Annotated in this window: 24 protein-coding genes and 1 pseudogene; 12 read left to right on the top strand and 13 right to left on the bottom strand. The window is 68.3% G+C overall.

Going from position 1 to position 23,095, the window contains the following annotated elements:
* The first annotated feature begins 247 nt into the window (after positions 1–247).
* From ACFFQA_RS36630 to ACFFQA_RS36615, 4 genes are all read left to right on the top strand, one after another.
* Positions 248–661, top strand: a complete 414-nt coding sequence (locus ACFFQA_RS36630) for a MarR family transcriptional regulator (protein WP_377862511.1) — start codon at positions 248–250, stop codon at positions 659–661.
* Between the two features lie 501 nt (positions 662–1,162).
* Positions 1,163–2,119, top strand: coding sequence for a S8 family peptidase (locus ACFFQA_RS36625; protein ID WP_377862404.1), 957 nt, complete (start codon positions 1,163–1,165; stop codon positions 2,117–2,119).
* 151 nt (positions 2,120–2,270) lie between these two features.
* Positions 2,271–2,957, top strand: a complete 687-nt coding sequence (locus ACFFQA_RS36620; RefSeq protein WP_377862403.1) for a hypothetical protein — start codon at positions 2,271–2,273, stop codon at positions 2,955–2,957.
* 260 nt (positions 2,958–3,217) lie between these two features.
* On the top strand, positions 3,218–5,071 hold the full coding sequence (locus ACFFQA_RS36615) for a UvrD-helicase domain-containing protein (protein ID WP_377862402.1): 1,854 nt from the start codon (positions 3,218–3,220) through the stop codon (positions 5,069–5,071).
* 5 nt (positions 5,072–5,076) lie between these two features.
* On the opposite strand, the gene ACFFQA_RS36610 is transcribed toward ACFFQA_RS36615, so the two are convergent.
* The 4 genes from ACFFQA_RS36610 to ACFFQA_RS36595 all read right to left on the bottom strand — a co-directional run bounded on the left by ACFFQA_RS36610 (position 5,077) and on the right by ACFFQA_RS36595 (position 7,601).
* Positions 5,077–5,820: a DUF3626 domain-containing protein gene (locus ACFFQA_RS36610; RefSeq protein WP_377862401.1), complete on the bottom strand. Its 744-nt coding sequence runs from the start codon at positions 5,818–5,820 to the stop codon at positions 5,077–5,079.
* Positions 5,821–5,894: 74 nt separating this feature from the next.
* Positions 5,895–6,416, bottom strand: coding sequence for a hypothetical protein (locus tag ACFFQA_RS36605; protein ID WP_377862400.1), 522 nt, complete (start codon positions 6,414–6,416; stop codon positions 5,895–5,897).
* Between the two features lie 63 nt (positions 6,417–6,479).
* Positions 6,480–7,106, bottom strand: a complete 627-nt coding sequence (locus ACFFQA_RS36600) for a GNAT family N-acetyltransferase (protein WP_377862399.1) — start codon at positions 7,104–7,106, stop codon at positions 6,480–6,482.
* A 30-nt stretch (positions 7,107–7,136) separates the two neighbouring features.
* A complete protein-coding gene (locus tag ACFFQA_RS36595; protein ID WP_377862398.1) occupies positions 7,137–7,601 on the bottom strand; it encodes an NUDIX hydrolase in 465 nt (154 codons plus the stop codon).
* Positions 7,602–7,792: 191 nt separating this feature from the next.
* Here ACFFQA_RS36595 and ACFFQA_RS36590 point away from each other — a divergent pair, with 191 nt between their 5' ends.
* Positions 7,793–8,398 (top strand): class I SAM-dependent methyltransferase, encoded by a 606-nt coding sequence (locus tag ACFFQA_RS36590; protein WP_377862397.1) that lies wholly within the window; start codon positions 7,793–7,795, stop codon positions 8,396–8,398.
* Between the two features lie 43 nt (positions 8,399–8,441).
* Complete coding sequence (locus ACFFQA_RS36585) at positions 8,442–8,849, top strand: YchJ family protein (protein WP_377862396.1); 408 nt, start codon at positions 8,442–8,444, stop codon at positions 8,847–8,849.
* Positions 8,850–8,860: 11 nt separating this feature from the next.
* Here ACFFQA_RS36585 and ACFFQA_RS36580 read toward each other — a convergent pair whose 3' ends face one another.
* From ACFFQA_RS36580 to ACFFQA_RS36570, 3 genes and pseudogenes are all read right to left on the bottom strand, one after another.
* On the bottom strand, positions 8,861–9,637 hold the full coding sequence (locus ACFFQA_RS36580; protein WP_377862510.1) for an endonuclease I family protein: 777 nt from the start codon (positions 9,635–9,637) through the stop codon (positions 8,861–8,863).
* Positions 9,626–10,063, bottom strand: a pseudogene (locus ACFFQA_RS36575) (DUF6359 domain-containing protein); the annotation flags it as partial. The gene ACFFQA_RS36580 and the pseudogene ACFFQA_RS36575, both read right to left, overlap by 12 nt.
* 195 nt (positions 10,064–10,258) lie before the next feature.
* The gene (locus ACFFQA_RS36570) at positions 10,259–11,089 is read right to left on the bottom strand and encodes a hypothetical protein (RefSeq protein ID WP_377862395.1); all 831 of its coding nucleotides are present in this window, start codon (positions 11,087–11,089) and stop codon (positions 10,259–10,261) included.
* A gap of 170 nt (positions 11,090–11,259) precedes the next feature.
* On the opposite strand from ACFFQA_RS36570, the gene ACFFQA_RS36565 reads away from it, so the two are divergent.
* Both ACFFQA_RS36565 and ACFFQA_RS36560 read left to right on the top strand, forming a co-directional pair.
* Positions 11,260–13,107, top strand: a complete 1,848-nt coding sequence (locus ACFFQA_RS36565; protein ID WP_377862394.1) for a ricin-type beta-trefoil lectin domain protein — start codon at positions 11,260–11,262, stop codon at positions 13,105–13,107.
* 45 nt (positions 13,108–13,152) lie between these two features.
* Positions 13,153–13,725, top strand: coding sequence for a TIGR03086 family metal-binding protein (locus ACFFQA_RS36560; protein WP_377862393.1), 573 nt, complete (start codon positions 13,153–13,155; stop codon positions 13,723–13,725).
* Positions 13,726–13,965: 240 nt separating this feature from the next.
* Here the strand turns inward: ACFFQA_RS36560 and ACFFQA_RS36555 are convergent, their stop codons facing one another.
* Positions 13,966–14,289 (bottom strand): hypothetical protein, encoded by a 324-nt coding sequence (locus ACFFQA_RS36555; RefSeq protein ID WP_377862392.1) that lies wholly within the window; start codon positions 14,287–14,289, stop codon positions 13,966–13,968.
* Between the two features lie 120 nt (positions 14,290–14,409).
* A complete protein-coding gene (locus tag ACFFQA_RS36550) occupies positions 14,410–15,645 on the bottom strand; it encodes an MFS transporter (RefSeq protein WP_377862391.1) in 1,236 nt (411 codons plus the stop codon).
* A gap of 156 nt (positions 15,646–15,801) precedes the next feature.
* Here ACFFQA_RS36550 and ACFFQA_RS36545 point away from each other — a divergent pair, with 156 nt between their 5' ends.
* Positions 15,802–16,626 carry an IclR family transcriptional regulator gene (locus tag ACFFQA_RS36545; protein WP_377862390.1) on the top strand — a complete coding sequence of 275 codons (825 nt, stop codon included), beginning with the start codon at positions 15,802–15,804 and terminating at the stop codon, positions 16,624–16,626.
* Here ACFFQA_RS36545 and ACFFQA_RS36540 read toward each other — a convergent pair.
* Positions 16,613–17,152, bottom strand: a complete 540-nt coding sequence (locus ACFFQA_RS36540) for a hypothetical protein (protein ID WP_377862389.1) — start codon at positions 17,150–17,152, stop codon at positions 16,613–16,615. The genes ACFFQA_RS36545 and ACFFQA_RS36540 overlap by 14 nt on opposite strands.
* A 148-nt stretch (positions 17,153–17,300) precedes the next feature.
* The gene (locus tag ACFFQA_RS36535; RefSeq protein ID WP_377862388.1) at positions 17,301–18,893 is read right to left on the bottom strand and encodes a carboxylesterase/lipase family protein; all 1,593 of its coding nucleotides are present in this window, start codon (positions 18,891–18,893) and stop codon (positions 17,301–17,303) included.
* Positions 18,894–19,169: 276 nt separating this feature from the next.
* Here ACFFQA_RS36535 and ACFFQA_RS36530 point away from each other — a divergent pair, with 276 nt between their 5' ends.
* The gene (locus tag ACFFQA_RS36530; RefSeq protein ID WP_377862509.1) at positions 19,170–19,544 is read left to right on the top strand and encodes an FKBP-type peptidyl-prolyl cis-trans isomerase; all 375 of its coding nucleotides are present in this window, start codon (positions 19,170–19,172) and stop codon (positions 19,542–19,544) included.
* Between the two features lie 250 nt (positions 19,545–19,794).
* Here the strand turns inward: ACFFQA_RS36530 and ACFFQA_RS36525 are convergent, their stop codons facing one another.
* Positions 19,795–20,238, bottom strand: coding sequence for a hypothetical protein (locus tag ACFFQA_RS36525; RefSeq protein ID WP_377862387.1), 444 nt, complete (start codon positions 20,236–20,238; stop codon positions 19,795–19,797).
* A gap of 46 nt (positions 20,239–20,284) precedes the next feature.
* Positions 20,285–20,701, bottom strand: a complete 417-nt coding sequence (locus ACFFQA_RS36520; protein WP_377862386.1) for a hypothetical protein — start codon at positions 20,699–20,701, stop codon at positions 20,285–20,287.
* Positions 20,702–20,842: 141 nt separating this feature from the next.
* Between ACFFQA_RS36520 and ACFFQA_RS36515 the strand changes: the two genes are divergently transcribed.
* Together ACFFQA_RS36515 and ACFFQA_RS36510 are read left to right on the top strand one after the other, a co-directional pair.
* Complete coding sequence (locus ACFFQA_RS36515; RefSeq protein ID WP_377862385.1) at positions 20,843–21,814, top strand: isopenicillin N synthase family dioxygenase; 972 nt, start codon at positions 20,843–20,845, stop codon at positions 21,812–21,814.
* A gap of 485 nt (positions 21,815–22,299) precedes the next feature.
* The coding region (locus tag ACFFQA_RS36510; protein ID WP_377862384.1) for a DUF222 domain-containing protein at positions 22,300–23,095 on the top strand (796 nt) is incomplete at its 3' end.

The following is a 23,095-nucleotide window of genomic DNA, read 5'->3' as shown; positions in this document are numbered from 1 at the left end:
GATCAGGCGCGCGGGCACGTCCTCGACGGCCAGGGCCGCTTCGCGCAGGTTCAGCGTGACGGCGGTGGTTGCCCTCGACGGGCGCGTCCGCAATGCCCCAGCAGCGCCGAGGGACGCCGAAGCGGGCTCCTCGCTCTCGCTGCGATCACCCAACATTATCGGAGCGTGGCGCGTGTCGACCCTGGGCGAGCAGCCGGACCGGTCCGACCTGAGCGTCGAGGACGACGTCCGGGCACTGCTGGTGCTCATGCCCCGGCTCGTCGGGCGGGCGAAGCGGCTCAAGGTCCCCGACGAGCTCCAGTCGCTCGCCCTGGCGCCCCGGCACCTGTCGCTGTTGTCCCACCTGCTCTTCGACGGGCCGATGGCGGTGAACGAACTGGCCGAGCGGCTGGAGGTGGCGCCGACGACGGTGAGCCTCATGGTCGGCGAGCTGAGCAGGAAGGGGATCCTGGAGCGCCGGGAGGACGAGACCGACCGGCGACGCCGGATCGTCAGCATCGCCGACGCCAAGCGGCAGTCGATCGACGACTGGCTGGCACGAGGGGCCACCGCCTGGCGTGACGCGCTCGCGCCGCTGACACCGGAGCAGCGACGCATGTTCGTCGACACGTTGCGCGCCTACGAAGCCGGCGTGCACGACGAGGCACCGCCACATCAGTGAACCGAAGCTCGAAATCCCTCCCGAGGCGCTTGACCCGAGGCCGGGCACGCATCGGCGAGAGCGGCCGAAGCACCGAAGACTGATCACTCTGTGTCATACGAGGCAGGACCGCGCCAGCGCCGACGGGATGATTCCTGGCGTTGAAACACCAGTGTTGACCGCGACATCGTGACTGGTCAGGCTAGGAGGCGCGCCACGATCGTGTGAAAGTCAGCTCCGTCAACCCTGCGGCGGGGCACGCACGGTCGTTGGTGGCCCAAAGGAGCCAACACGTGCGTCCTGTCAGCAGAAGCATTGTCGTCCTGTCGGCCGCAGCCACCCTCACCGGACTGACTCTCAGCACCGCGACCGCCGCCCCGCAGCACGAGGCACCGGTCCTCACCACCACCGCGTCGGCCACTGTGCAGCCGGTCAAGGACTCCTACATCGTCCTTCTCGACCAGACGAAGGCGAACGCGCGAGGGCGCCGTCGCCGCCGCCGCGAACGTCGTCCCCACCGCCGTGTACGACTCGGCTGTCTCCGGCTTCTCCGCGAAGCTGACGCCCGCCCAGATCAGCACACTGCGCCGCGACCCCGCGGTGAAGAGCATCGAGCAGGACGTCATGGTCACCGACGCGCTCGACGCCACGCAGCCCAACCCGCCGTCGTGGGGCACCGACCGCGTCGACCAGAAGAACCTGCCGCTTTCCAAGAGCTACACGTACAACGTGAACGGCTCCGGCGTGCACGCGTACATCATCGACACCGGCATCACGCCGAGCCACCCGGACTACGGCGGGCGGGCCTCGTTCGACTACAACGCGATCGACAGCGACAACACCGACTGCCACGGCCACGGCACCCACGTCGCGGGCACCATCGGGTCGAACACCTACGGCATCGCCAAGGGTGTGCGGCTGCACGGCGTGAAGATGATGAACTGCTCGGGCAGCGCCACCACCACCTCGGCGCTGAACGCGATCAACTGGGTCACCAAGAACGCCCAGAAGCCCGCCGTCGCCAACACCTCGTGGAACTTCAACCAGTCCGCCGCGCTGGAGACCGCGATCCGCAACATGATCTCGTCGGGTGTCTTCCTGGCCACCTCCGCGGGCAACACCAGCGGCAACTCCTGCGACCGGCTGCCCCGCAAGGTCGAGACCGCGACCGTCGTCGCCTCGTCTGACAGCAACGACGCCCGGTCGTCCTTCTCCAGCACCGGTTCGTGCGTGGACCTCTACGCGCCGGGCGGCAACATCCTGTCCACTGTTCGCACCGGTGGCAGTGGCACGATGAGCGGCACCTCGATGGCCACGCCGCACGTGGCCGGCGTCGCCGCGCTGTACAAGTCGCGCTTCGGTGACGCTCCTTCCGCCACCGTGCACGACTGGCTCAGCTCCAACGCCACGCCGAACGTGGTCAACGGCGGCACCACCGGCGGCACCGTCAACCGCCTGCTGTTCACCGCGAGCCTGTAACAGCTCGTCCAGGAGGTCCCGCGCCCGGCTCACCCCGGGTGCGGGACCTTCTCCTTTCCTGGCGTTTGCCTGGGACACCGGGGTTTCCCGTCATGGCCGACCGTAGGCGCCGTTATAGAGCTGTCGATCGTCCAGCGCGGGGAGGCGGCAGGTGTTCGGAAGAAGAATCGGCGGCGACGGCGGGGGTTCCGATCCTGGCTCCGGAAAAAGTGTTGCGGCCGTGGCAATCGCGGGCGTGCTCATCGCCGGAGGCGGTGTCGGGGCAGGCGGAATCGGTGCCGCTGGCTCCTTGAGCAGCGGCGCGTCGTCGGCGGGGAGCGCGGTGGAGTCCGCCGCGCTGCGCAACATCAGCGCCAGGAAGGTTGACGGGAAGAAGGCCGCGAAGAGCGGAAACGCGAGGACTGCCTGGCAGCGCATGGGAATGCGCGAGCTCCGGCAGTCGGCACAGCAGCAGGTCAACTGTGTGGCGCACTCCTTCGGCAGAGTGCGCGAGTTCCTTGTCCGCACCCCGTGCAAGTCCTTGGACCGCAAGATCTTCGCTGTCGGTGACGACAAGGGCAATGTGGCCGTGATTTCGGTTGCATGGCTGGGTTTTCGCACCGCGGCTCACGCACAGGACTTCAAGCGGCTCATCGACGTCCACGGGAGCGGCGACATCACTCCGCTGGCCAGTGGGGTGCTGGGCATGGCCGATATCCGGTTCACGGCGAACCACTACGACTCGCGCATTGCGGGCAGCACCGTTGTCTTAGCCGAGGCAGAGGCCGCGACCGGACACCCCGGCGCAGAGCTGCTCGATTCCCTCGCCGAGGTCGCCGTCCTGCTACCGCGACCCTGATGCGGGTCATGACGAGTGCCCTGTCGTCAACACCTCGACACAGGCTTTCACCAGGTCATTCCCCGACGCACCATACGACGTCCGGGTGACCGCACCGCGTTCGCGACCGCAGGAGCGCGCTACGCCATACGTTGCGTGTTCGGGGTGATGAGTGGAGGGGTCGCGTGGTCCTGAGCAACCGTGTTCTGCGACAGGCACAGCAGAAGGCGAGCGAGCTGATCGCCACCAGACTCCCTCATATTGGGCAGTTTCCTCGCCGGGTGCTCAGCGCCTTGGTGGCACGCACGGCGGACGGCTGGCACGTGCTCGTCAGGCACGAACCGCACGACAAGAAGGCCGACGCGTTCCTGATCGGTCCGAGCGGTGTCTCCGCCGTGGTGATCTGCGAGCACCCGCCGGACGACGCGACCGCGCAGATCCTTTTGCGCCAGGCAGAACAGCGGTGTGCGGGGATCAGGAGCTCGCGCGGCCAAGTGCTCGCGCGCACCGCGGTGCACCTGGTGGCGATCCTCCCTGGCGCTCACGACGCGAGATCCGACGGGCTGTACCGGGCCTTGGCGGAAAAGGACATCGACAAGCTGTTCCGGCGCGACACGACTCATCTGGAGCGCCGCGAGGTTGAAGGAATCGCCGAGCAGGCAAGGGATCGACTGCCCGGCTACCTGCCGTTGCGGGTGAGCACGACCGAGCGCACGGCCGAACCAGCGGGCCTGCTGGACGTCGAGGACCTCACCGAGGACCAGCTCGCCGCCGCCCAGCAACGCTCGTTCGAGTCCTGGATGACCTTCCTCCACCCACAACAACAAGCGGTGGTGACTCGCAACTACAACGGCCCGGCGCGGATCAGTGGTCCGGCGGGCACGGGCAAGACCGTCGTCGCGCTGCACCGCCTTCGGCATCTGGCGCGTCGATCGTCCGGACCGTTGTTGTTCACCACGTTCGTTCGAACACTGCCGCTGGTGCACCAGCAGTCGTTCCACCGCCTCGCACCGGAGCTTGGCGACCGTGTGGAGTTCACGAACCTGCACGCTTGGGCACGCGGATTTCTCAGCTCCCGCAACAAGGAAGTAAATCTGGACTCGCGCCGGATCACCACGGCGTTCAGTCTCGCGTGGACCGTGCACCGCGAGTCGCTCACCGACCTGGAGCCGACGCACAGCTACTGGGAGACCGAAATCGACCGCGTCATCAAGGGGCGCGGCCTCCGCACGCTTGAGGACTACGTCAAAGTGACGCGGAAGGGTCGAGGCGTTCGGCTCGACTCCGGTCAGCGGGAGAGAGTGTGGCGGCTTTATCAGACATACCAACATAATCTGCATGATCGAGGACTGCACGACTACAACGACGTCCTCGGGATGGCGTTGACCGAACTCCGGCGCGAACCACTCGAAACTCCTTATGCCGCAGTGGTTGTCGACGAGGTTCAGGACATCACCCTGCTGGGCCTGCGCATGCTGAACGAGCTCGCCGGGGACGGGGCCAACCGGTTGCTGCTCGTCGGGGACGGCCAGCAGCAGGTGTACTCCGGTGGCTGGCGGCTGTCCGACGCGGGCATCCCGGTCCAGGGCCGAGGTGAGATCCTGCGGGTGAACTACCGGAACCGGGCCAAGGTGCTGGAGTTCGCGCAGCGGTTCGACGCCACGAACCGGGTGGACGACCTGGACGGCGCGGCGGGGGTCGCGCTCCGGGATGTCGAGTCCGCCAACACCGGTGGCACAACCCGGTCCTGGCAAGGGCCTGAGCTGGAGCTGCCCGACGCGCTGTCGGCCGCGCTACGGATCTCGCCGGTCCCACCGGGACAGACCGCGCTGATCGTGTTCAAGCAACGCGATCTCGACTGCGTCGCGTCGATCCTGCGCAAGGCCGATGTCCCCTTCCTGGATCTCAAGCACTACCAGGGGGATGACGACGGCAAGGTGAAGATCGGAACGGTGCACCGGGCCAAGGGGTTGGACTTCCAGGCCGTTCTGGTCGTCCAGTTCGGACAGGACGACGCCGGTGGCGAGGCCCCGGAGGACGAGGCGCGGGAGCTGCGGGGACGTCAGCACCTGGTCGCCGCCACCCGAGCACGGGACTTCCTGTGGTGGGGTGTTGTCGAATCCCCGGAACGGTAACCCCCTCATGCGCCGCCGAAGCGGGCGACGCAGTGCCACAGTCGTTTGAGCGACTGCTCGTCGTACTTCCGCGTGTGGGCAGCTTCGCCAATGATCCGGGCATCGACATACCCGTTCCGTGCGAGCGTTACGCCGAGCTCGACGATCTCACCACCTCGGTAGTCGGCGTGGCTGCGTAGCTCCTCGACATCGAGCCGAAACCCGTGATGCCACTCCACCGGGCACGGGAGCTTGTCAGCGAGCTGCTCAACGACGGTGTCACGGAAACACGGGTCCAGCACAAGGGCTTCGACGTCCTCGCCGATGCGGACCGGGCCGTGGACATGCGCTTCGACGTAGTCGTCAAGCTGGTCCTTGTCATCGGCTTGTGCCTTGTCCACCAAGGACATTCGCGAGGCGACCCCGAAGTCGACAGGTTCGAACACGCTGTCCGGATAGCAGAACGTGGTGCGACGCGTGGTCTCCCGGGTGAGCCGGAAGTGCGCCGACCCGAACCGCACGGCGGCCCCCGCGGCTCGCCGACGGAAGTTCAACGCGCCGTACTTCGGCCGTTCCGAGGCGGGTGCGTCGTCATAGGCCGCACCGAAGATCCTGCTCTCCCAACGCCATCGGTCGCCACCGGGATGCGCGGTCAGGCCGCCGTTGCTCGTCCCCGTCTCGAACTGTGAGCGGTAGACCCCGTCCTCGGCGAGCGCTGTCAGGATCGGGCGGTCACCGGCGATCCGATCAGGGTGGAAGTTCAAGTTCACCCGGAGGTCAGGCGTGAGCGGGCTGCCATCGGACCGCGCCGCCACATGCGCGATCGCCCGATTTTGGGGAGAGTTCACGCGGCCTGTCGGAGCGCGATGGCGACGGGACGGCGCTCGCGGCCGTACGGCATGTACTTCCGGGCGGTCCGCTCGCCCTCGATCTCGTCCCAGACGATCGCGATCCGCTCCAGCCACCTCGCCATCGTGAGCGCGGGCTCACAGCCGAGGTCGCCCATGTCGATCGGGCCGGGCAGCGCCGGCCAGGACGGGGCGACCGGCTTCGGCCGCTTCTCCAGGCCGTCGTAGACCGCCTGGAGCTCCTGGCACAGCGCCTCGAAGCCCCTGACGGTGGCGTCCGGGTCGATGTGGGCCGCTACCCGCACTCCGAGGCGGTGCAGCGCCTTCTCCCCTGCCGCCGTCGCGAGCACCCGGCGCCCGGAGACGAGCAGGTCGATCTTCTCCGCCTCGCGGACCGGAAGCACCCAGGCTCCGGTCAGGCGGGGCATGCCGGTGTCGAACCCGGTGTGCACGTGCCAGACAGCCACCTCGTCGCTCCGGGCGTCGACAACGCAGTCGGTGCGGGCGGAGCCGGTCATCTGTCCTCCATGCTCAGGTGGGCGGAACCCGTTCATACCAGAGCCCGGGAAGGCGGAGGCCGGTCAGGGCTCCGGCAGGTGCGCGGCGGTGACCGGGCTGCGCACAACCCAGCCGAGCGCACCGTAGAGGCCGAGACCGTCCTCGGTCGCGACCAGGACCGCGCGCAGCGCACCGAGCTCCGCCGCGAGGACGCCGAGCTCGCCCATCACCACTCTGCCCAGTCCGCGCCTGCGATGGGCCGGCTCGGTCACCACCTGGTCCACCACCGCCGCGGTGCCCCACACCGCCACCCGACCGCGAGCCGCGCGCTCACCGTTCCCGGAACGCACCAGGACATCGCGCACGGCTCCTTCACCAAGGACCTCGACGTGATAGGGACCCGGCACTGCGACGTTGACCGCACCGGCCAGATCCTTGCTCATCAAGTACTCCGGCTCACCGACGGTCCACCGCCGAGGGACGCTCTCGGGCGCGCCGCACACCTTCAACCAGGTTCCAGGAGAGGTCAGCGCGGCGCAACGATCATCCACAGTGGACGTGTTCGGCAGGACGTAGCGCACTCGGTGACCGGGCAGGCCGACGTCGATGCGGTAGCCGTCCGGCTCCCCCACGGGGGCAGGCGTGTTCCTGGAGAGCGCCCAGCCGTGGACCCACTCGCGCACCACGACCTCAAGGTCTCTGTTCGACAAGCAACTCATCCTCACATGACGGGCTGCGACCTACCGCAGAGCCTCTTCCAGGCGGTCCAGGAAAACCCGCTGACCCTTGACGAGCTTCTCGCGCGCCTCGGCGAGGTCGAACCAGGCGACCCGATCCACCTCGGGGAACTCGCGGACGACCCCGGAACCCTTGGGCCACTCCATCTCGAAGGTCCCCGGCACCACCGCCGCCGGGTCGAGGTCGCCCTCCAACGCCCAGACCGTGACGAGCTTGCCGCCGGACTGCTTGACCTCGCCGAGCGCGACCAGCTCACCGTCGGGTACCGGCAGCCCGAGCTCCTCCTCGAACTCGCGCCGCGCGGCGGCCTCCGGGGGCTCGTCCGGCTCGTACTCGCCCTTCGGCACCGACCACGCGCCCTCGTCCCGCCTCGCCCAGAACGGCCCGCCCATGTGGCCGAGGAGCACCTGCGTGCGTTCCCCGGCTCCACGGAACAACAGCACTCCCGCGCTCCGCCTCACCGTCACCGCTCCACCTAACCACCGCTCGCGCGCGACAACACCGGAAACCCAAATCTCCCTCGGCTTGCGACCTCCTGGGCAGACCGTGGTGTGGCACAAAACTCACCCAGGTCACCACGATTCAGTGAGGGGAATTGTCAAGCACGCGCCGCGAGCCCGACGATCGGTGTCCGGCGGCCCGAGGAACAGGAGAGCAGTTGTTCAGCACCATCGACCACGGTGAGGAGTGGGCGCGGGCCTACGACGGGCTCTACGAGGACCGGGACCACATCCCGACCCTCGTCGACTTCGTCAGGACCAGGACCGACCCCGCCGTGCTGCTCGAACTCGGCGTCGGCACCGGGCGCCTGGCAATCCCGCTCGCCAAGGCCGGTGTGCGGACCTACGGCGTGGACAGCTCCCCCGCGATGCTGGCGCGGCTGCGGGCGAAGGACCCGGACGGCCTGGTCACCACGTTTCTCGCTGACATGATCGAGCCACCGGTGAACGCCGCGTTCGGCTGCGTCCTGATCGCCTGTGACACGCTCTCGTTGTTACCGGACCGGTCCGCGATGGCGAGGTGCTTCACCGGTGCCGCACAACGCCTCTCCGCCGACGGCCGGCTGATCGTCGAGGGGCTGCTGCCCGATCCGGACCGCTGGACCGAGCAGGCCACGTCAGGGCGGGTGCTGCGCCCCGACGAGCTCGACCTGTTGGCGGGCAACGCGACGCTGCGGCTGACCGAGAGGTACGAGGACTACGCGCAGCGCCCGCTCACGCCGGGTTCGGCCACGTGCGTCTCGGTGTACCAGCGCGTGCTCTGAGGTCGCCGGGGATCGCCTTCGAGCTGCCCGGCACAATCACGCTGTGTCCACGACCTGCCCTTGCGGGCTCGACAAGTCCTACGAGCAGTGCTGCGGCGCCCTGCACAGCGGCGCGGCGGCCGCGTCGACGGCGGAGCAGCTCATGCGCTCGCGCTACAGCGCCTTCGCCGTCTCCGACGAGGCGTACCTCCTGCGGACGTGGCATCCGGCCACCCGACCGTCCTCTGTGGACTTCGACAGGAAGCAGCGCTGGACGGGGCTGGAGATCCTCGGCTCCACCGGCGGTGGCGTCTTCCACACCGAGGGCACGGTCGAGTTCGTCGCCCGCTACAGCTACCGGGGACGGGTCGAGCAGATGTGGGAGAACAGCGCATTCGCCCGCGTGGACGGGCTGTGGGTGTACGTCAGCGAGGCCCCCGAACCGCGTGAGCGGCAAGGGGAACCTCGCTGAGGCGAGACGGCTCAGGGCCAGATCGACTTGACCCACTCCGGGTGGTCGATGAACGGGTTCCGGTTGTGCTGGAACCGGTCGAAGATCAGTTGGTTGCGGCGCTTCTCGAAGGCGTCCGGCGGGTCCTGGTCGTTCCACTGCTTCAACACCGACAGCCTGCCCATGTACGGGTTGGTGCCGTTGTTGACGCTGTCGTTGACCTCCAGGTCGGGGAAGCCGTCGCCGCCCTCGTACCGGACCGCCATGTAGAAGAGCATGCGGGCGACATCGCCCTTGGCGGAGTTCGCGGGCTCCCACGAGTCGCCGTCGGTGAAGTTGCCCGGCGCCTCGGCGACCGGCGACCCGCCCATGTCGAAGTCCTTGTTGCCGCGTTCGGAGTTCACCGAGACATCGGCCGGGCGCAGGTGGTGGATGTCGGTGCCGGGACCGGTCGCGGTGCCGAAGTTGCCGTGCGACTTGGCCCAGACGTGCTCACGGTTCCAGTCGTCGGGGTTGCCACCGTTGGAGTTCTTGCTCTGCGAACGGTTGTTGTAGAACAGCAGCACGTTCGCGGAGTTGTTCGGGTCCTCGTCAGTGACCTTGAGCGCGTCCCAGACCTGGTCGTAGGACAGCTTGGTGTTGTTCTTGATGATCTGGTGCAGCGCGGTCTTCAATGCGGGACCGGTCTTGCCGATCGCGTCCTTGTAGTAGTCGTCGCCGCCAGTGGGCGGGGGCGTTGTGGTCGGCGGCGGGGTCGTCGGAGGAGGCGTGGTGGAACCGCCGACGGAGATCGCTGTCGGCGAGGTCAGCCCGGCGTGGGAGAAGTACGCGCCGAGCTTGCCGGTGACGTCGAGCTGCCGCCCCATCAGCCCCGGGTTGGTCTTCAGGCCGTAGGACGCGCGGTAGTTCGAGGTGACCTGGACGTAGAGCATCCGCGACACGGAGGTCTCGCCGGGCGCGTCGGCGAGCGCGACGGCGGTGTCGGACGGGAAGTTCGAGCGGACCACGGTGCTGGTGGCGGTCGGCTGGCCGACCACATAGCCGCGGACCGTTGCCGAGGCGCCGTTCTGCTGACCGATCGCCTGCGCGACGGTGAGCGGCGCGGCCGCGCTCGCGGTGGTCGGGACCTGGATCAGAACGGCCGTCGTGATGACGCCGACCGCGACGGCTAACGAGCTCCAACGACTTCTACGAGTGGCAAGCACAGGTGGTGTCCTCTCCCCGACGATTGACATCTCCTGCTCGGCAAAAAGCACCGAAGTTGACGCGGAGTGTGCATGTCTCCCACTAACGGGGGAAGACTCCTATTGAATCTTCGCCGAAGAGTGAACAGATTGAGTCATTCAGTTGTCAGAGCGCCCACGACAACATGAAGAGTGCTCAGCACGTCGCGGGCAGCAGCACGAGACGGCGCGCGTCCCGCCCGGTATTCAGGCACCGCCCGGTCGCACGCGCTCGATCCCGCTCAGATCGCCACGAAGCAGGTCGTCGTAGTCGATCGCGAAGTCCCCATTGGGCAACAGTTTCTCGGTGAAGTCGGCACCGAGCACAGCGTCGGGCAGGAAGGCTCGCAGCTTCCGGCGAATCCGTCCGGAGTAGCGGACCTCCGCACCCCATCCAGGCTCCGCCTCGTCGGTGCCGAAGACGAGCCAGTGGTCCGTGCGGACGAGCGCGTCGAGATCCGGGACCGCGCCGGAGTGGCAGTCCAGGGCGGGCAACACCAACTGGTCGCGATCGACGGGCGGGTACCAGAGGAACAGCGGTTTGGCGCGCTGGGCGTCCGCGTTGTCGAAGCAGCACAAGGCAATCGCACGCCCAGGGAAGACGTCGGCGTAGAACTCGAACAGCTCTCGATCAAGCACCGGACGTTTGTGTTCGGGCACGCGGTGCAACGCGTCAGGGATCAGCGTCGGATCGCCCGCGAGGACAACGGTGTAGACATCGTGCTCGAAGACCTCGACGGCGGGGGAACCGTCCATCCAGCTCATCGCCGCAGGCTCGTCCGGACCACCGCGGAGGACCGGACGGGCGGCCTTCAGCATCGCGTCGAGCACGTCACCGTCGCGGCCGACTGGCAGGAAGCTGCCTTCGGTCAGCCACGGGACGGGCAGGTGCAGCACCATCGCGTTGGGGCCATCGCCGAGGTTGCGAACGGTGTTCTGGTAGCCGAGGACCTCGATCAGCCCGTGCCGTTCGTGCCGACGCCTGCCGAGGTAGAGCGTGGTGCCGACAAAGTCAGCCGGGCCGGTCGAAACGCACATGCGCGGACCCTAACCCGCCGCGGCGGCCGGACGGCAGACCTTGACGAACGCGAGCGCCGCTCAGTTAAATCGAGCCTTGAACTAAGGTGTGATGCAAGTCGCCGCCCTCGCACCACACACCACTGAGTCCCCCAACGGCGGGGGACCCGGCAGATGTGTGAGGTCACGCAATGCGCCCTGCACTGGTCAGTCTGGCGGCGGCGGTCACGCTCGCCGCCACCGCGCTCGTCGCCACACCAACTCCCGCACTAGCCGCCGGGGAGACCGTCAACACCTGGCTCACCACCACCTCCGACGATCGTGGCCGGGTGGTCACCAGGGGCCTGCAACCCCAGGCACCGATCCGCTTCGCGGCGGGAACCGGAGGCGGTGGAGCGACCATCACCGTCGACGAACGCCGTACCTATCAGCAGTTCGAGGGCGGCGGTGCGTCCTTCACCGACACCACCGGCTGGCTGATGAACAGCAGCGGCGCGCTGAGCGCGGCGACCCGCAACGACACCATGCGCAAGCTCTTCCACCCCACGGAGGGCATCGGCCTGTCGTTCATGCGCAACCCGATGGCGTCCTCAGACCTGGCGCGGTTCGACTACTCCTACGACAACACCTGTTGCGACGTAAGCGATTTCAGCATCAACCACGACCTCGCGGACATCCTTCCGCTGACCAAGCAGGCCAAGGACCTCAATCCCGCGATGAAGGTCATGGCATCCCCGTGGAGCGCGCCCGCGTGGATGAAGGACAACAACAACATGCACCAGGGCTGGTTGCAGTCGCAGTACTACGCGGCGTACGGCGAGTACTTCGCCAAGTACATCCAGGCATACCAGTCGCGCGGCGTCCCGATCGACTACATCTCACCGCAGAACGAGCCGACCTGCTGCGCGGGCTACCCGTCGATGCAGTGGAACACCGACGGGTTGATCTACTTCACCAAGAACGCGCTGTGGCCCGCCCTTCGTCGCGCGGGCATCACCAACACGAAAACCCTCGTGCTGGACTGGAACTGGGGCGACTACGACACGTGGGGCGCGAAGCAGCTCGCCGATCCGCAGATCACCGGCGACCCGCTGTTCGGCGGCATCGCGTGGCACGGGTACGGCGGTGACGTCGCCAAGCAGACCGAGGTGCACAACCAGTACCCCGACGTGAAGGCCTACGGCACCGAGCACTCCGGCGGGAACTGGATCCAGAACCAGCAGACCGAGGACATGCTCAACATCATCGACTACACCAGGCACTGGGGCCGCAGCGTGGTGAAGTGGAGCCTCGCGCTGGACCAGAACCAGGGTCCGCACAACGGCGGCTGCGGCACCTGCACCGGCCTGATCACCGTCCACAATGGAGACAACAGGCACGGCCAGGTCGACTACACCGTCGAGTACTACACCATGGGCCACCTGACGAAGTTCGTGAAGCCCGGCGCGACGCGCATCGACTCCACCGACAACTCCGCCGTGCGCAACGTGGCGTGGAAGAACCCGGACGGCTCGAAGGCGCTGATCGCCTACAACACCACCGGCGGCACGCAGAACGTCCGGGTCAACTGGGGCAACCAGTCCTTCACCTACGCACTGCCCGCGAAGACCTCGGCGACCTTCACCTGGAGCGGGGAGCAGGGCTCCGGAGGAACGCCCACCGGGCAACCGATCCGGGGCATCGCCGACAAGTGCATGGACCTGGTCGGCGGCAGCTCCGCGAACGGCACGGCCGTCCAGCTCTGGGACTGCACCGGGTCGGACAACCAGCGGTGGACTCGCGGTGGCGACGGCACGCTGCGCGCTCTGGGCAAATGCCTGGACGTCAAGGACAACGGCACGGCCAACGGCACCGCGGTGCAGGTCTGGGACTGCTTCGGCGGCGGCAACCAGCAGTGGGACGTCGGCGGAGCCGGTGAGCTGCGCAACCGCCAGTCCGGCAGGTGTCTGGACGCCACCGGGAACAGCTCGGCGAACGGCACCCGGCTGCAGATCTGGGACTGCACGGGCGCGAGCAACCAGCGCTGGGTCCTCGCCTGAGCATCCCCTAACCTGTCCCGACGCGACGGAGCGGAAGGAGCCCGAGTGAACCAGGCGGTAGCGCGGTACCAGCGAGCCATGTCGGAGTTCGACGCGGTGGTGCGGAACGTGCCGGACGACAGGTGGACGGCCGCGTCCCCGTGCCGGGGCTGGGACGCGCGCGGCATCGTCGGGCACGTGCTGAGCTCGCAGGACATGCTCTTCGCGTGGATCTCCGGCAAACGGCCCGCCATGCCCGAGGACGACCCGGCGGCCCGCGTCGGCGGTGACGCCGCGGGCGCATGGCGCGGGACCTATGCGGAGGTGCGCGAGGCGCTGGCCGCCCCGGACCTACCCGGCCGGCCGGTGTCCACCTTCCCCGGCGGACCGTCCACTGTGGACGAGATTCTGGACAGCGGGTTGGTCGAACCCCTTGTGCACGCCTGGGATCTGGCTCGCGCGGCGGGCGTCCCGTTCACGCTGGACGACGAACTCGCCACGGAGTGCCTGCGCGCCATGAGACAGCACGAACAGCGCGTGCGGCTGTCGGGCATGTTCGGCTCGGAGCACGCGGTGGGATCGGAGGCCACGGCCGGGGAACGCCTGCTCGCGTTCCTCGGCCGCGACCCCGCCGCCTAGCGCCCGTCCCGCAAGTCATCCCGCTACCCCCGCACCCCCGTGCACACGTGCACGCGTGGCCCGCCAGACGCGGTCGGTGTTTCGCGTTTTGTCACCTTGATGCGCGAAAGAGCGCTCCCACTTCGCATTAAGCCTACAAAACGCGGAACGAGGGGCACGCGGATGAGGATGAGGGTGCCAAGGGGTGAGGGGGCCAGAGGTGGGGGGTGAGGGTGTTACCCCTTGGAGGGCGCGGCCTGGCTAGGCCTGTGGGCCGGGAGCGGGCTGGTCCTGCTCCTGCTGCTCGCCAAGGGCGAACGCGACCTGCCCCCCGTCGGTGACCTCGGCGTCAAGGATCTTGTCGTCGAGGTACACCGCCGCGAGCGGGTCCAGGAAGACGTGGGCGCCCTCACCGGCGAGGACCTGGTCGTCCTCCTCCGGTCCTGGCGCGATGGACATCTGCAGCGCTCCTGGCTGCTGGTCGTCCGTTGCGGCGGCGATCCGCAGACCAGCACCATCCGGCACCCCCTCGGCGGAGGTGATGGTGCGAACGACCTCGATGGCCGTGGGGGTGAAGACGAGCATCTCGCGCTCCCTTCCGAGGCTTCCGGTGGTCTTGGGCGATCGAAGTCGGCAACGCTAGCCGGGTACCCAGAACCTCGCAGGGTGAACGTCGGGTCTTCAGCAGATTTCTCGATGCGGCCCCTACTTCCGTTGGCCCGCTTGGCCGACGGCCAGGACCGCGACCGCGCCGAGTGCGCCGACGATCGCGAAAGCGTAGAAGCCCCAAGGGTATGCGATTCCCGCGGTGAGCAGCGCCCCGCCGAGCAGCGGCCCGGAGATCGCCCCGATCCGCCCCACTCCCGCCGCCCAACCCAGCGCGGTTGCCCGATTGCCCGCCGCGTAAACCCTTCCGATGTAGGCATAAACAAGCACCTGCGCGCTGAAGACGAAGAACCCGGCGACGAGGACCGCCAAGTACACACCGACCTGGGGCAACCGCACGCTCAGCAGCGCGAGAGCCGCGGCGGCGACGGCGAACCACGCGACGGCGGGGCGGCGCACCCCGACGCGGTCGGCGATCGCGCCGGAGACGAACAGCCCCAGGATCGCGCCGAGGTTGAGCGTCAGCAGCAGGCCGAGCGCGTCACCGAGCTCGTAACCCGCCGCCCGCATGATCTGCGGCAGCCAGGTGTTGAGGCCGTACACCAGTAGCAGTCCCATGAACGAGGCCGCCCAGAACGCCGTGGTGGCACGGGCGGCGCCGTCGCGGAACAGCGACGCGATGGTCGACAGCGAGGACCCCGTGCGGTCGCGGGAGAACGACTCCGACTCCGGCAGGTGGCGAATCATCAACGGCACCAGCACAAGTGCGGGTGCGGCTCCGATCAGGAACATCGCGCGCCAGCTGAGCTCGGGGATCACCACGATGCCCAGCAACGCGGTCAGCACCGCGCCGACGTGGTAGCCGGTCATGATCGTCGTGGTTCCGCTGACCCTTCCCGGCCTGGCGTGCTCGGTGACCAGGGTGATCGCGGTCGGCAGGCAGCCGCCGAGGCCGAGCCCGGCGAGGAAACGCAGCAGCCCGAACACGAACATCGACGGCGCGACCGCGCACAGCGCGGTGCACAAGGAGAAACCCGCGACCGCGATCATCAGCGTCTTTCGCCTGCCGATCAGATCGGTCACCGTGCCGATGGCGAGCGCGCCGACCATCATGCCGAGCAGGCCGACGGTGGAGACCAGTGACGCGCTCGCCGGGGTGAGCCCCCACACCGCGCCGTCCAGCAGCGCGGGCAGCACCGTGCCGAGCACCACCAGGTCGAAGCCGTCGAGCAGCACCGCGCTCCAGCACAGCGGCACGACCCACCGCTTCGAGCCGGTCCTCGGGTGCCCGCCCGCTCGGGCTGCCGCGTCCTGGATCCGGTCCTGGGCGGGCATGAGACCTCCGGAGGCGTCGTCGCACGGCGGGGTGGGCAACGGCGGGCTTGCCGTCCGCCAAGCCTGGGGGCAAGACTTCCCCCGTGCCCACAGGTCTTCCGCTCACCGGAAGCCCGAGGGAGATCCGGATCACGACGGCGGAGGAGGCAGTCCGAGATGCCGAGGCTCACCACGCCCGCGCCCAGCGTCTCCGCGCGGCTGCTCAGCGTCTTGGAGGCGTTCGGCCCCGGCAGCACCCGGCTCACCCTCTCCGACCTCTCCCGGCGCACCGGGCTGCCGTTGACCACGACGCACCGCCTGGTCGGCGAGCTCACGACGTGGGGCGCGCTGGAACGCGATGCCGACGGGCGCTACCAGATCGGCCTGCGGCTGTGGGAGATCGGCGCGCTCGCCCCGCGCGGGCACGGCCTGCGCGAGACGGCCATGCCCTTCCTGGAGGACCTCTACGAGGCCACCCACCAGAACGTCCAGCTCGCCGTGCTCGACGGGCACGAGGCGGTGTTCCTGGAACGGTTGTCCGGCCGGGAAGCGGTGCACGTCTTCACCAGGGTCGGCGGGCGGCTTCCGGTGCACGCGACCGGCGTCGGCCTCGTGCTGCTGGCGCACGCGCCCAAGGCGGTGCAGGAAGAGGTGATCGCCGGGCCGCTCAAGCGCTTCACGGAGAAGACGATCCCGAACGGCCCCGCGCTGCGCCGCGTCCTCGCGGACGTGCGTCGCCAGGGTTTCGCGATCAGCAACGGGCAGATCGAGCTGGTCGCGCTCTCGGTCGCCGCCCCGGTGCACGGGCCGGACGACTCGGTGATCGCGGCGATCTCCCTCGTGGTGCCGTCGGAGGACAGCGACGCCTACGCGCTGCTGACCGCTGTGCGCGCGGCGGCCCGCGGCATCTCCCGGGCACTGGGCTCCCCCAGCGCCCGGCGAGTGCCGCGTTCGGTGCGCCGGGAGACGTTCAGCGCACCGGAGGGGCTCAGGAGACGGTGAGCTCGCTGCTGTACTCCGGCGCGCCCTGCTCGGACTCCGCCGCCACGGCGGCGCGGCTGCGGACCGGGCCGCTCACCCGGTAGGCGAAGGTGAACCGGAGGTTGGCCATGCCGGTCTTTCCACCGACGTTGACCGGGAACGCGCAGTGGCCCCACATCTCGTAGTTCTTGTTGCGGGAGTTGCCCGGCACCGACGAGTGCCACTTGTACGTCACCGCGATGTTGGCGTGGTGGTCGCTGTACGGCAGCTGCATGTGCCCGGCCTTGCAGGTCATCCGGCCCGCCGCGATCGCACGGACCTTCGGGGAGACCGTGAACGCCCATGCCACGGAGACCGGCCTGGTGGAGTTCCAGTCCGCCGAGACCTGGGCGTCGAAGGTGCCGTTGGAGTCGGTGCGGTGGTAGGAGGGCGACGGGCTGGCGAAGGTGTGCGTGTGCTGGCCGATCGCCTCGGCCGGCAGCGCGGCGCCGGCGAACGCGACGGCGGCGAGCGTGGTGACGAGGGCAGCGGAGGACGAGCGACGCATGAACGATCCTTGTCAGGTTTCAACCAGATGCTGCGAGTTCTCGACAAGTAATACCTTCACGGCCGGCCCCGACCTCCACCTTTGTCGCGGCCATCACACCAAGTAACCACCTTCGATTACTGTGAGTAGTAGCACTGGCGCGTCCCGTTCAGTTCAGGGCGTTCCAGAAAGCGAGTTTGTGCTCGGCGGCGTAGTCGACCGGCCGGATGCCGTTCTCCCCCGGCGCGAGGGACTGCACGAAATCACCGGGGGCGAATGACGGCCAGCTGGGCAGCCGCGTTCCGTTCGGGTCGGCAGAGCGAGCGAAGTTCGCCCAGTACCGCATCATGTCCGAGGACAACGTGCGCTGTTCCGGAGTGATTCTGCGATCGAAATCGGCATCCCGGAAAAGGTACGGGACATCGGCGGCGTGAAAAGCGCCCGGCGGGAAGCTCCTCGGCAGTGGCAGGTACATCGGCGCGTTCCGGTCGGCGAACTCGTAGACGAACGTCGGCGCCTTCCCGGCGAAGAGCCGAGCCTGCTCGAAGGTCCCCTTCGCCCACATCCGGTCGGTCAGCACCGCCGACCAGGCCAGGCTCGGCGAGGCGTAGTCCGACAGCGGGTACCGCGCGAGGATCTTGTCCGCCTGGCCGCCGAACGCCTCGGCGACCAGCTCCGGGTAGCGCTGGGCGGTGACCGGCCTGCCGACCATGTCGTGGAACAGCCCGACGAAGGTGCTGTGCTCGTCGCGCGTGGTGCCGGTGATCACCGGGACCGGGTGCGCCCTGCCCTCTCGCAGCACCTTCACCGGCAGCTCGGGCAGCACGGAGCTGCCGTAGGCGAACGGCTGGAACAGCTTCGTCTGCGTGACCAGCGTGGCGACCGGGACCGCGCGCAGGCAGTCGAGCACCCGCGCGGCGTCGGTGCAACCGAACTCCCCCGCCAGCCGCGCGCCGTCGTCTCGGGCCTCACCGATCGAACGCCAGCCGTACCACTCGATCGCGGGCAGCCCCGGGGTCATGGTGCCGGCGGGCAGGTCCATCATGCCGGGCCCGCTCTGCACGATCGCGCGCTGGAACAGCCCCTCCGAGCCCGGCGCGGTCAGGTGCGCGGTGACCGCCAACCCGCCGTAGGACTCGCCGAACAGCGTCACGTTGGCCGGGTCGCCACCGAAGCGGCGGATGTTGTCGCGCACCCAGCGCAGCGCGGCCTGCTGGTCCTGGAGCCCGTAGGAGCCGGAGTCGGCGAGCCCGGGATGGGCGAACCCGCCGAAGATCCCCAGGCGGTAGTTCACCGTCACCACGACCACATCGCCGGTGCTCGCGAGCTGCCGGGCGTCGAAGTAGCTTCCCGCGCCGACGACCCCGTCGCCGTGGATCCAGACCATGGTCGGCCTGGGGCTGCCCGGTGTCGCCGACCTCGGCGCGGTGACGTTGAGGAACAGGCAGTCCTCGGTGGAGCTCGTGGAGTCCGCGTAGGCGGTGGCCTCCTGCGGGCAGGGACTGCCGGGCTTGGTGGCATCGCGCGTGCCCGGCCACGGCTGGGCGGGCTGGGGAGGGCGCCAGCGGAGCGGGCCGACCGGGGCGGCGGCGTACGGGATGCCCGAGAAAGCGCGGTGCTCGGCGGTCACGGTGCCGCGCAGCGCCCCGTTCGAGGTGCGCACCAGGTCACGGTCGTCGTCGGAGAAGGTGGGCGTCGCGCATCCGACGGCCAGCAGGGTGAGGACGGACAACAAAGCCAGGGGAGCACGTCTGGGGGTCATGTGAATAGGAGTACCCAACCGCAATATCACCAGACAGGGCCGTTGGTCACCTTTTTCAACTGCTGTTTGTCACGTCTTTTTCATGTCATTTATCACGGTGTCGGAACATGCAGAGACACGTATCCACACCGAACCGCGACGAGTAGACCACAAATGAATGAGGAAAACTACCCCGATCGAGTTAACTCGCTCAAGGTCGGCCCGCTGCGCGCCCGCACGGGGACACAGCGCATGATGAACCCGGAACTGATCCCGAACAGCACAGGAGGACCAGGCATGGCCCTGGAGAAGCCCGAGGTCGACAAGTACGAGGGCGATGCGCCCGCCGACCTGGTGGTCACCGACCTCGTCGTCGGCGAAGGCGAGGAGGCCACGGCAGGCCGGGTCGTGAGCGTGCACTACGTCGGGGTGTCGCACTCCACCGGCGAGCAGTTCGACGCGTCCTGGGACCGCGGCGAGACCTTCGAGTTCCCGCTCGGCGCGGGCCGCGTCATCGCGGGCTGGGACCAGGGCGTGCAGGGCATGAAGGTCGGCGGTCGCCGCCACCTGGTCATCCCGGCGCACCTCGGCTACGGCAACCGCGGCGCGGGCGGCGTCATCAAGCCGGGCGAGACCCTGCTCTTCGTGGTGGACCTGCTCGCCGTGCACTAGGTCGTGTCCTGCAAGACCCCCGTGCACGTGTGGGCCAGCTGGCGTGATCGAGTTTTCGCGTTTTGTCACCTTGTTGTGCGAAAGAGCGCTCCCAAATCGCGTTAAGCCTACAAAACGCGAAATGAGAGTCATGCGGGTGAGGGCGCCGGGGGACGAGGTGGTGTTACCACCTGCGGACTCGACCTAGGCGAGACCGCCGTTGGCGGAGGTCCGGGCCGGTGAGCGGCTCGGTCCTCCGCCTGAGAGCGGGTCAGTGCTTGTACAGCTTCGTCTCGCGGCCGCATTCGAGCTTGTCGTCGCTGTTCTTGCGGCAGACGCGGAACCGCACGCCTTCCGGCGCGGGGATGCTCGTGACCGACATGACCACCGGACCGCGGTGCACCCGTGAGTACGACGGGCCGACGAAGAACCGCCAGTCGGTGTCGGGCAGGTTGTTGTAGACGACCTTCCACTGGACGCCGGTCTGGCCGTGCCCCTGCTTGGGGTCCGAGTGCAGCGTCAGCTCGAACCGCCACTTGCGGTACGGCCCCGTCGCGTCCTGTGAGGGCTTCCAAACGACCTTGCCCCAGCCGTAGCCGTCCTTGCTCTCGAACTTGTCGATGGTCTCGGCGAGCGCCGGAGTCACGACAGCGGTGGTGAGGACAGCGGCAAGCGCCGCCGACAGCGACACGTGCCGCAGGAATGAACCGTTCATCCTCGGGTGTTCCTTTCCAGCCCGGACCGTTGTCGTAGCGGGGCGGTCAGGCTCCGCTGGCGTAGAGCTTGGTCGGTTTACCGCACTTGTTGCTGCCGTCCATCAGCTTGCGGCAGACGCGGAGCCGGATACCGCTCACCGGGGCGCCGGTCTTGAAGACCGTCGTCTGCTTCCGGTGTCCGGCATGGGAGTCCGGGCCCACGAAGTACTTCCAGTCGAAGTTCGGCAGCCCGCGCAGAGCCACCTCGACCTGCACGCCGACCCGGCCGTGGCCCTGCTTCGGCCGGTAGTGCACGTCCAGCGTCATCGGGTAGTTGTTGAAGCTGAACTTCCCCCACGTCACCGAGCCCCAGGCCTCTCCGTCGGCGCTGGAGAACCGCGAGATGGTCGCGGCCGAGGCGGGTGTCGCCATTCCCACCGTGAGCACGGCGGCGAGGGCGACGGCAAAAGAAGCACGCTTCATGGTCGGGAGTTCCTTCCGCTCAATCGGCCGGAAACGCTGCCTCCACGGCGCTGGGTGCACAACTCGGTGGTTCAAGGTTTCTTGCCGATTCCGTGTCCACGGGCAGAATGTCGGCGAGGGTTCCTGAGCGGGAGGGTGACCATGACAGTTCCCCACGACGATGTGCCCAGCATCGACCTCGAACCCTGGTTCCACGGTGATGAGCGCGACCGACGCCGCGTGGCGTCCGAAGTGGACAGTGCGCTGCGCGAGTCCGGATTCCTTCTGGTGACCGGACATGGCGTGCCGACCGAGCTGCGCGATTCGGTGCGCGCGGCGGCACGGGAGTTCTTCGCCCAGCCGGAGCCGATCAAGCGGCGGTACGCGGTGAAGGTCGGCGAGCGCGGCTGGCTGCCACCCGGCGTGGAGGCCAACGGGCTCGCCGAGGGCACTGTCACGCCTCCAGATCTCAAGGAGACCTATTCGGTTGGCTCCGAACAGCCGACCGGTGACCCGGCGATCGACGGGTTCTGGTTCCCACCCAACGTGTGGCCTGCGGAGTCACCCGCGCTGCGGACGCACGCCGAGGACTACCTGAGCCGGATGCGGGCGCTCGCCGACGAGCTGCTGACCGTGTGCGCGGTCGCGCTCGACAAGGAGCCGGACTTCTTCACGCGGGAGACGCGGCACCCGTCGTTCACCATGAACATCAACCGCTATCCCCCGCTGACCGACGTCGGCCAGCCGGAGCCGGGCCAGTTCCGCATCGGGCCGCACACCGACTTCGGCACCGTGACGATCCTGGACCGCCAGCCCGGCCTCGGCGGGCTCCAGGTGCACACCCTCGACGGCAGGTGGGTGGACGCGCCGTACGAGGAGGGCGCGTTCACCATCAACATCGGCGACCTGCTCGCGCGCTGGACCGGCGACCGGTGGCGTTCCACCAGGCACCGCGTGCTGCCGCCGAGCCCCGACGCGCCGCACGAGGAACTGTTGTCGTTGATCTTCTTTTATGAGCTGTCCCCGAAGACGTGGATCTCCTCGCTGCCGCCGCCGCTGGGCACGACGCACTACGAACCGGTGCTCGCCGACACCTACCTGCGTGGCAAACTCGCCGAGATCACCGTGGACTAGCGCGTGTCGCTGTCCTCCGGCGTGGTCGGGGTTTTCGCGTTTTGTCACCTTGTTGCGCGAAAGAGCGCTCTCCATTCGCATTGGGTGCGCGTCTCGTTTGGATCTTGACGTGGCCCTCGGCGGTTGATGCCCGACGAGCTGTGAGCGGCGGCGGCGAGGGGCCGCGGTACCGGATGACCTCGGATCCCAGGGGTGATCGACCGGTCTCGGGCGGCAATGGAGGCGGCCGCGTGGGTGGACAAGGGGTCCGAACCCGACTGAGCGGGGCCGCCCTGTCCTCCCCGATGGCCGGGATGTCTGCGGTCATCGGGGTGAACCACCTAGCACCACAATCCCCCGCCGCACACCCCGGTCCATTTGAGACACCCCTGGACACCTGCCCGACTTTTGGCGATAGGGCCACGTTCACTGACAGCGAAAGAATCGATCCCCTATTTCACCCTATAGAGCCATGATCACTATTTGTGGCGAGATAGAATAGGAATATGACCCCCGACGAGACCCTCGACGCAATCGAGGACGCCTACCGCGCCGTGAATCACGCGCACGCGGTCCTGGCACGCTGTCTCGCCGATCTGGTGGTCAGCACGGATTTCGCCGAATACCCCTACCTCGGCGATGAGGTCGGCGCGTTGCTCTCGATTTCCTCGCGCAAGGCCAGCACCCTGATCAACCACGCCGAGAACCTCGCCTCCCGCCCCGCCGTCCTCACCGCCCTGGAAGAGGGCCGGATCGACCAAGGCAAAGCCCTGCTGATCGTGGACCAGGTGGAACCGCTCACGGCTGTGCAGGCGGAGATCGTGGAAGCGGTGCTGATCGAGTACGCCCGCACCCACCACTACAGCCGCATCCGCCAACACGCCCAACGCCTGATCGCCAAGCTCGACCCCGACGCAGCCGCTCGGCGGCATGAGGAGAAGAAGCGCACCCGGCGGGTGGAGAAGCTCAACCTCGACGACGCGATGTGTGCGTTGCGGTTCCAGTTCACCGCCCTCCAGGGCGCCCTGGTGTGGGATCGGATCGACCGCATCGCCCGAGGCCTCGATGATGAGCGCACCATGGACCAACGCCGCGCCGACGTCGCCCTCGACCTGCTCATGGGCAAGGAAACCGGAGCACCCCAGGGCGAGGTCAAGGTCCTGGTCACCCTCCCCGCCACCACGCTGATGGGAATGGACCAAGAGCCCGGGATGCTCGCCGGGTACGGGCCGATTCCCGCCGACGTGGCCCGGGATATCGCGGCCGGGGGTACGTGGAAGCGGATCCTGACCGACCCGGTGA

This window comes from Allokutzneria oryzae (genome assembly GCF_042429765.1).
GTDB lineage: Bacteria > Actinomycetota > Actinomycetes > Mycobacteriales > Pseudonocardiaceae > Allokutzneria > Allokutzneria oryzae.
This window is presented reverse-complemented; position numbering and strand designations above follow the sequence as displayed.

Bases quoted from the DNA above. Each gene is read 5' to 3' on its own strand.
- ACFFQA_RS36630 (WP_377862511.1), top strand. From the start codon at position 248: ATGCCCCGGCTCGTCGGGCGGGCGAAGCGGCTCAAGGTCCCCGACGAG.
- ACFFQA_RS36605 (WP_377862400.1), bottom strand. From the start codon at position 6,416: ATGACCGGCTCCGCCCGCACCGACTGCGTTGTCGACGCCCGGAGCGAC.
- ACFFQA_RS36570 (WP_377862395.1), bottom strand. From the start codon at position 11,089: ATGTGCGTTTCGACCGGCCCGGCTGACTTTGTCGGCACCACGCTCTAC.
- ACFFQA_RS36565 (WP_377862394.1), top strand. From the start codon at position 11,260: ATGCGCCCTGCACTGGTCAGTCTGGCGGCGGCGGTCACGCTCGCCGCC.
- ACFFQA_RS36555 (WP_377862392.1), bottom strand. From the start codon at position 14,289: ATGCTCGTCTTCACCCCCACGGCCATCGAGGTCGTTCGCACCATCACC.
- ACFFQA_RS36550 (WP_377862391.1), bottom strand. From the start codon at position 15,645: ATGCCCGCCCAGGACCGGATCCAGGACGCGGCAGCCCGAGCGGGCGGG.
- ACFFQA_RS36545 (WP_377862390.1), top strand. From the start codon at position 15,802: ATGCCGAGGCTCACCACGCCCGCGCCCAGCGTCTCCGCGCGGCTGCTC.
- ACFFQA_RS36540 (WP_377862389.1), bottom strand. From the start codon at position 17,152: ATGCGTCGCTCGTCCTCCGCTGCCCTCGTCACCACGCTCGCCGCCGTC.
- ACFFQA_RS36535 (WP_377862388.1), bottom strand. From the start codon at position 18,893: ATGACCCCCAGACGTGCTCCCCTGGCTTTGTTGTCCGTCCTCACCCTG.
- ACFFQA_RS36530 (WP_377862509.1), top strand. From the start codon at position 19,170: ATGGCCCTGGAGAAGCCCGAGGTCGACAAGTACGAGGGCGATGCGCCC.
- ACFFQA_RS36525 (WP_377862387.1), bottom strand. From the start codon at position 20,238: ATGAACGGTTCATTCCTGCGGCACGTGTCGCTGTCGGCGGCGCTTGCC.
- ACFFQA_RS36520 (WP_377862386.1), bottom strand. From the start codon at position 20,701: ATGAAGCGTGCTTCTTTTGCCGTCGCCCTCGCCGCCGTGCTCACGGTG.
- ACFFQA_RS36515 (WP_377862385.1), top strand. From the start codon at position 20,843: ATGACAGTTCCCCACGACGATGTGCCCAGCATCGACCTCGAACCCTGG.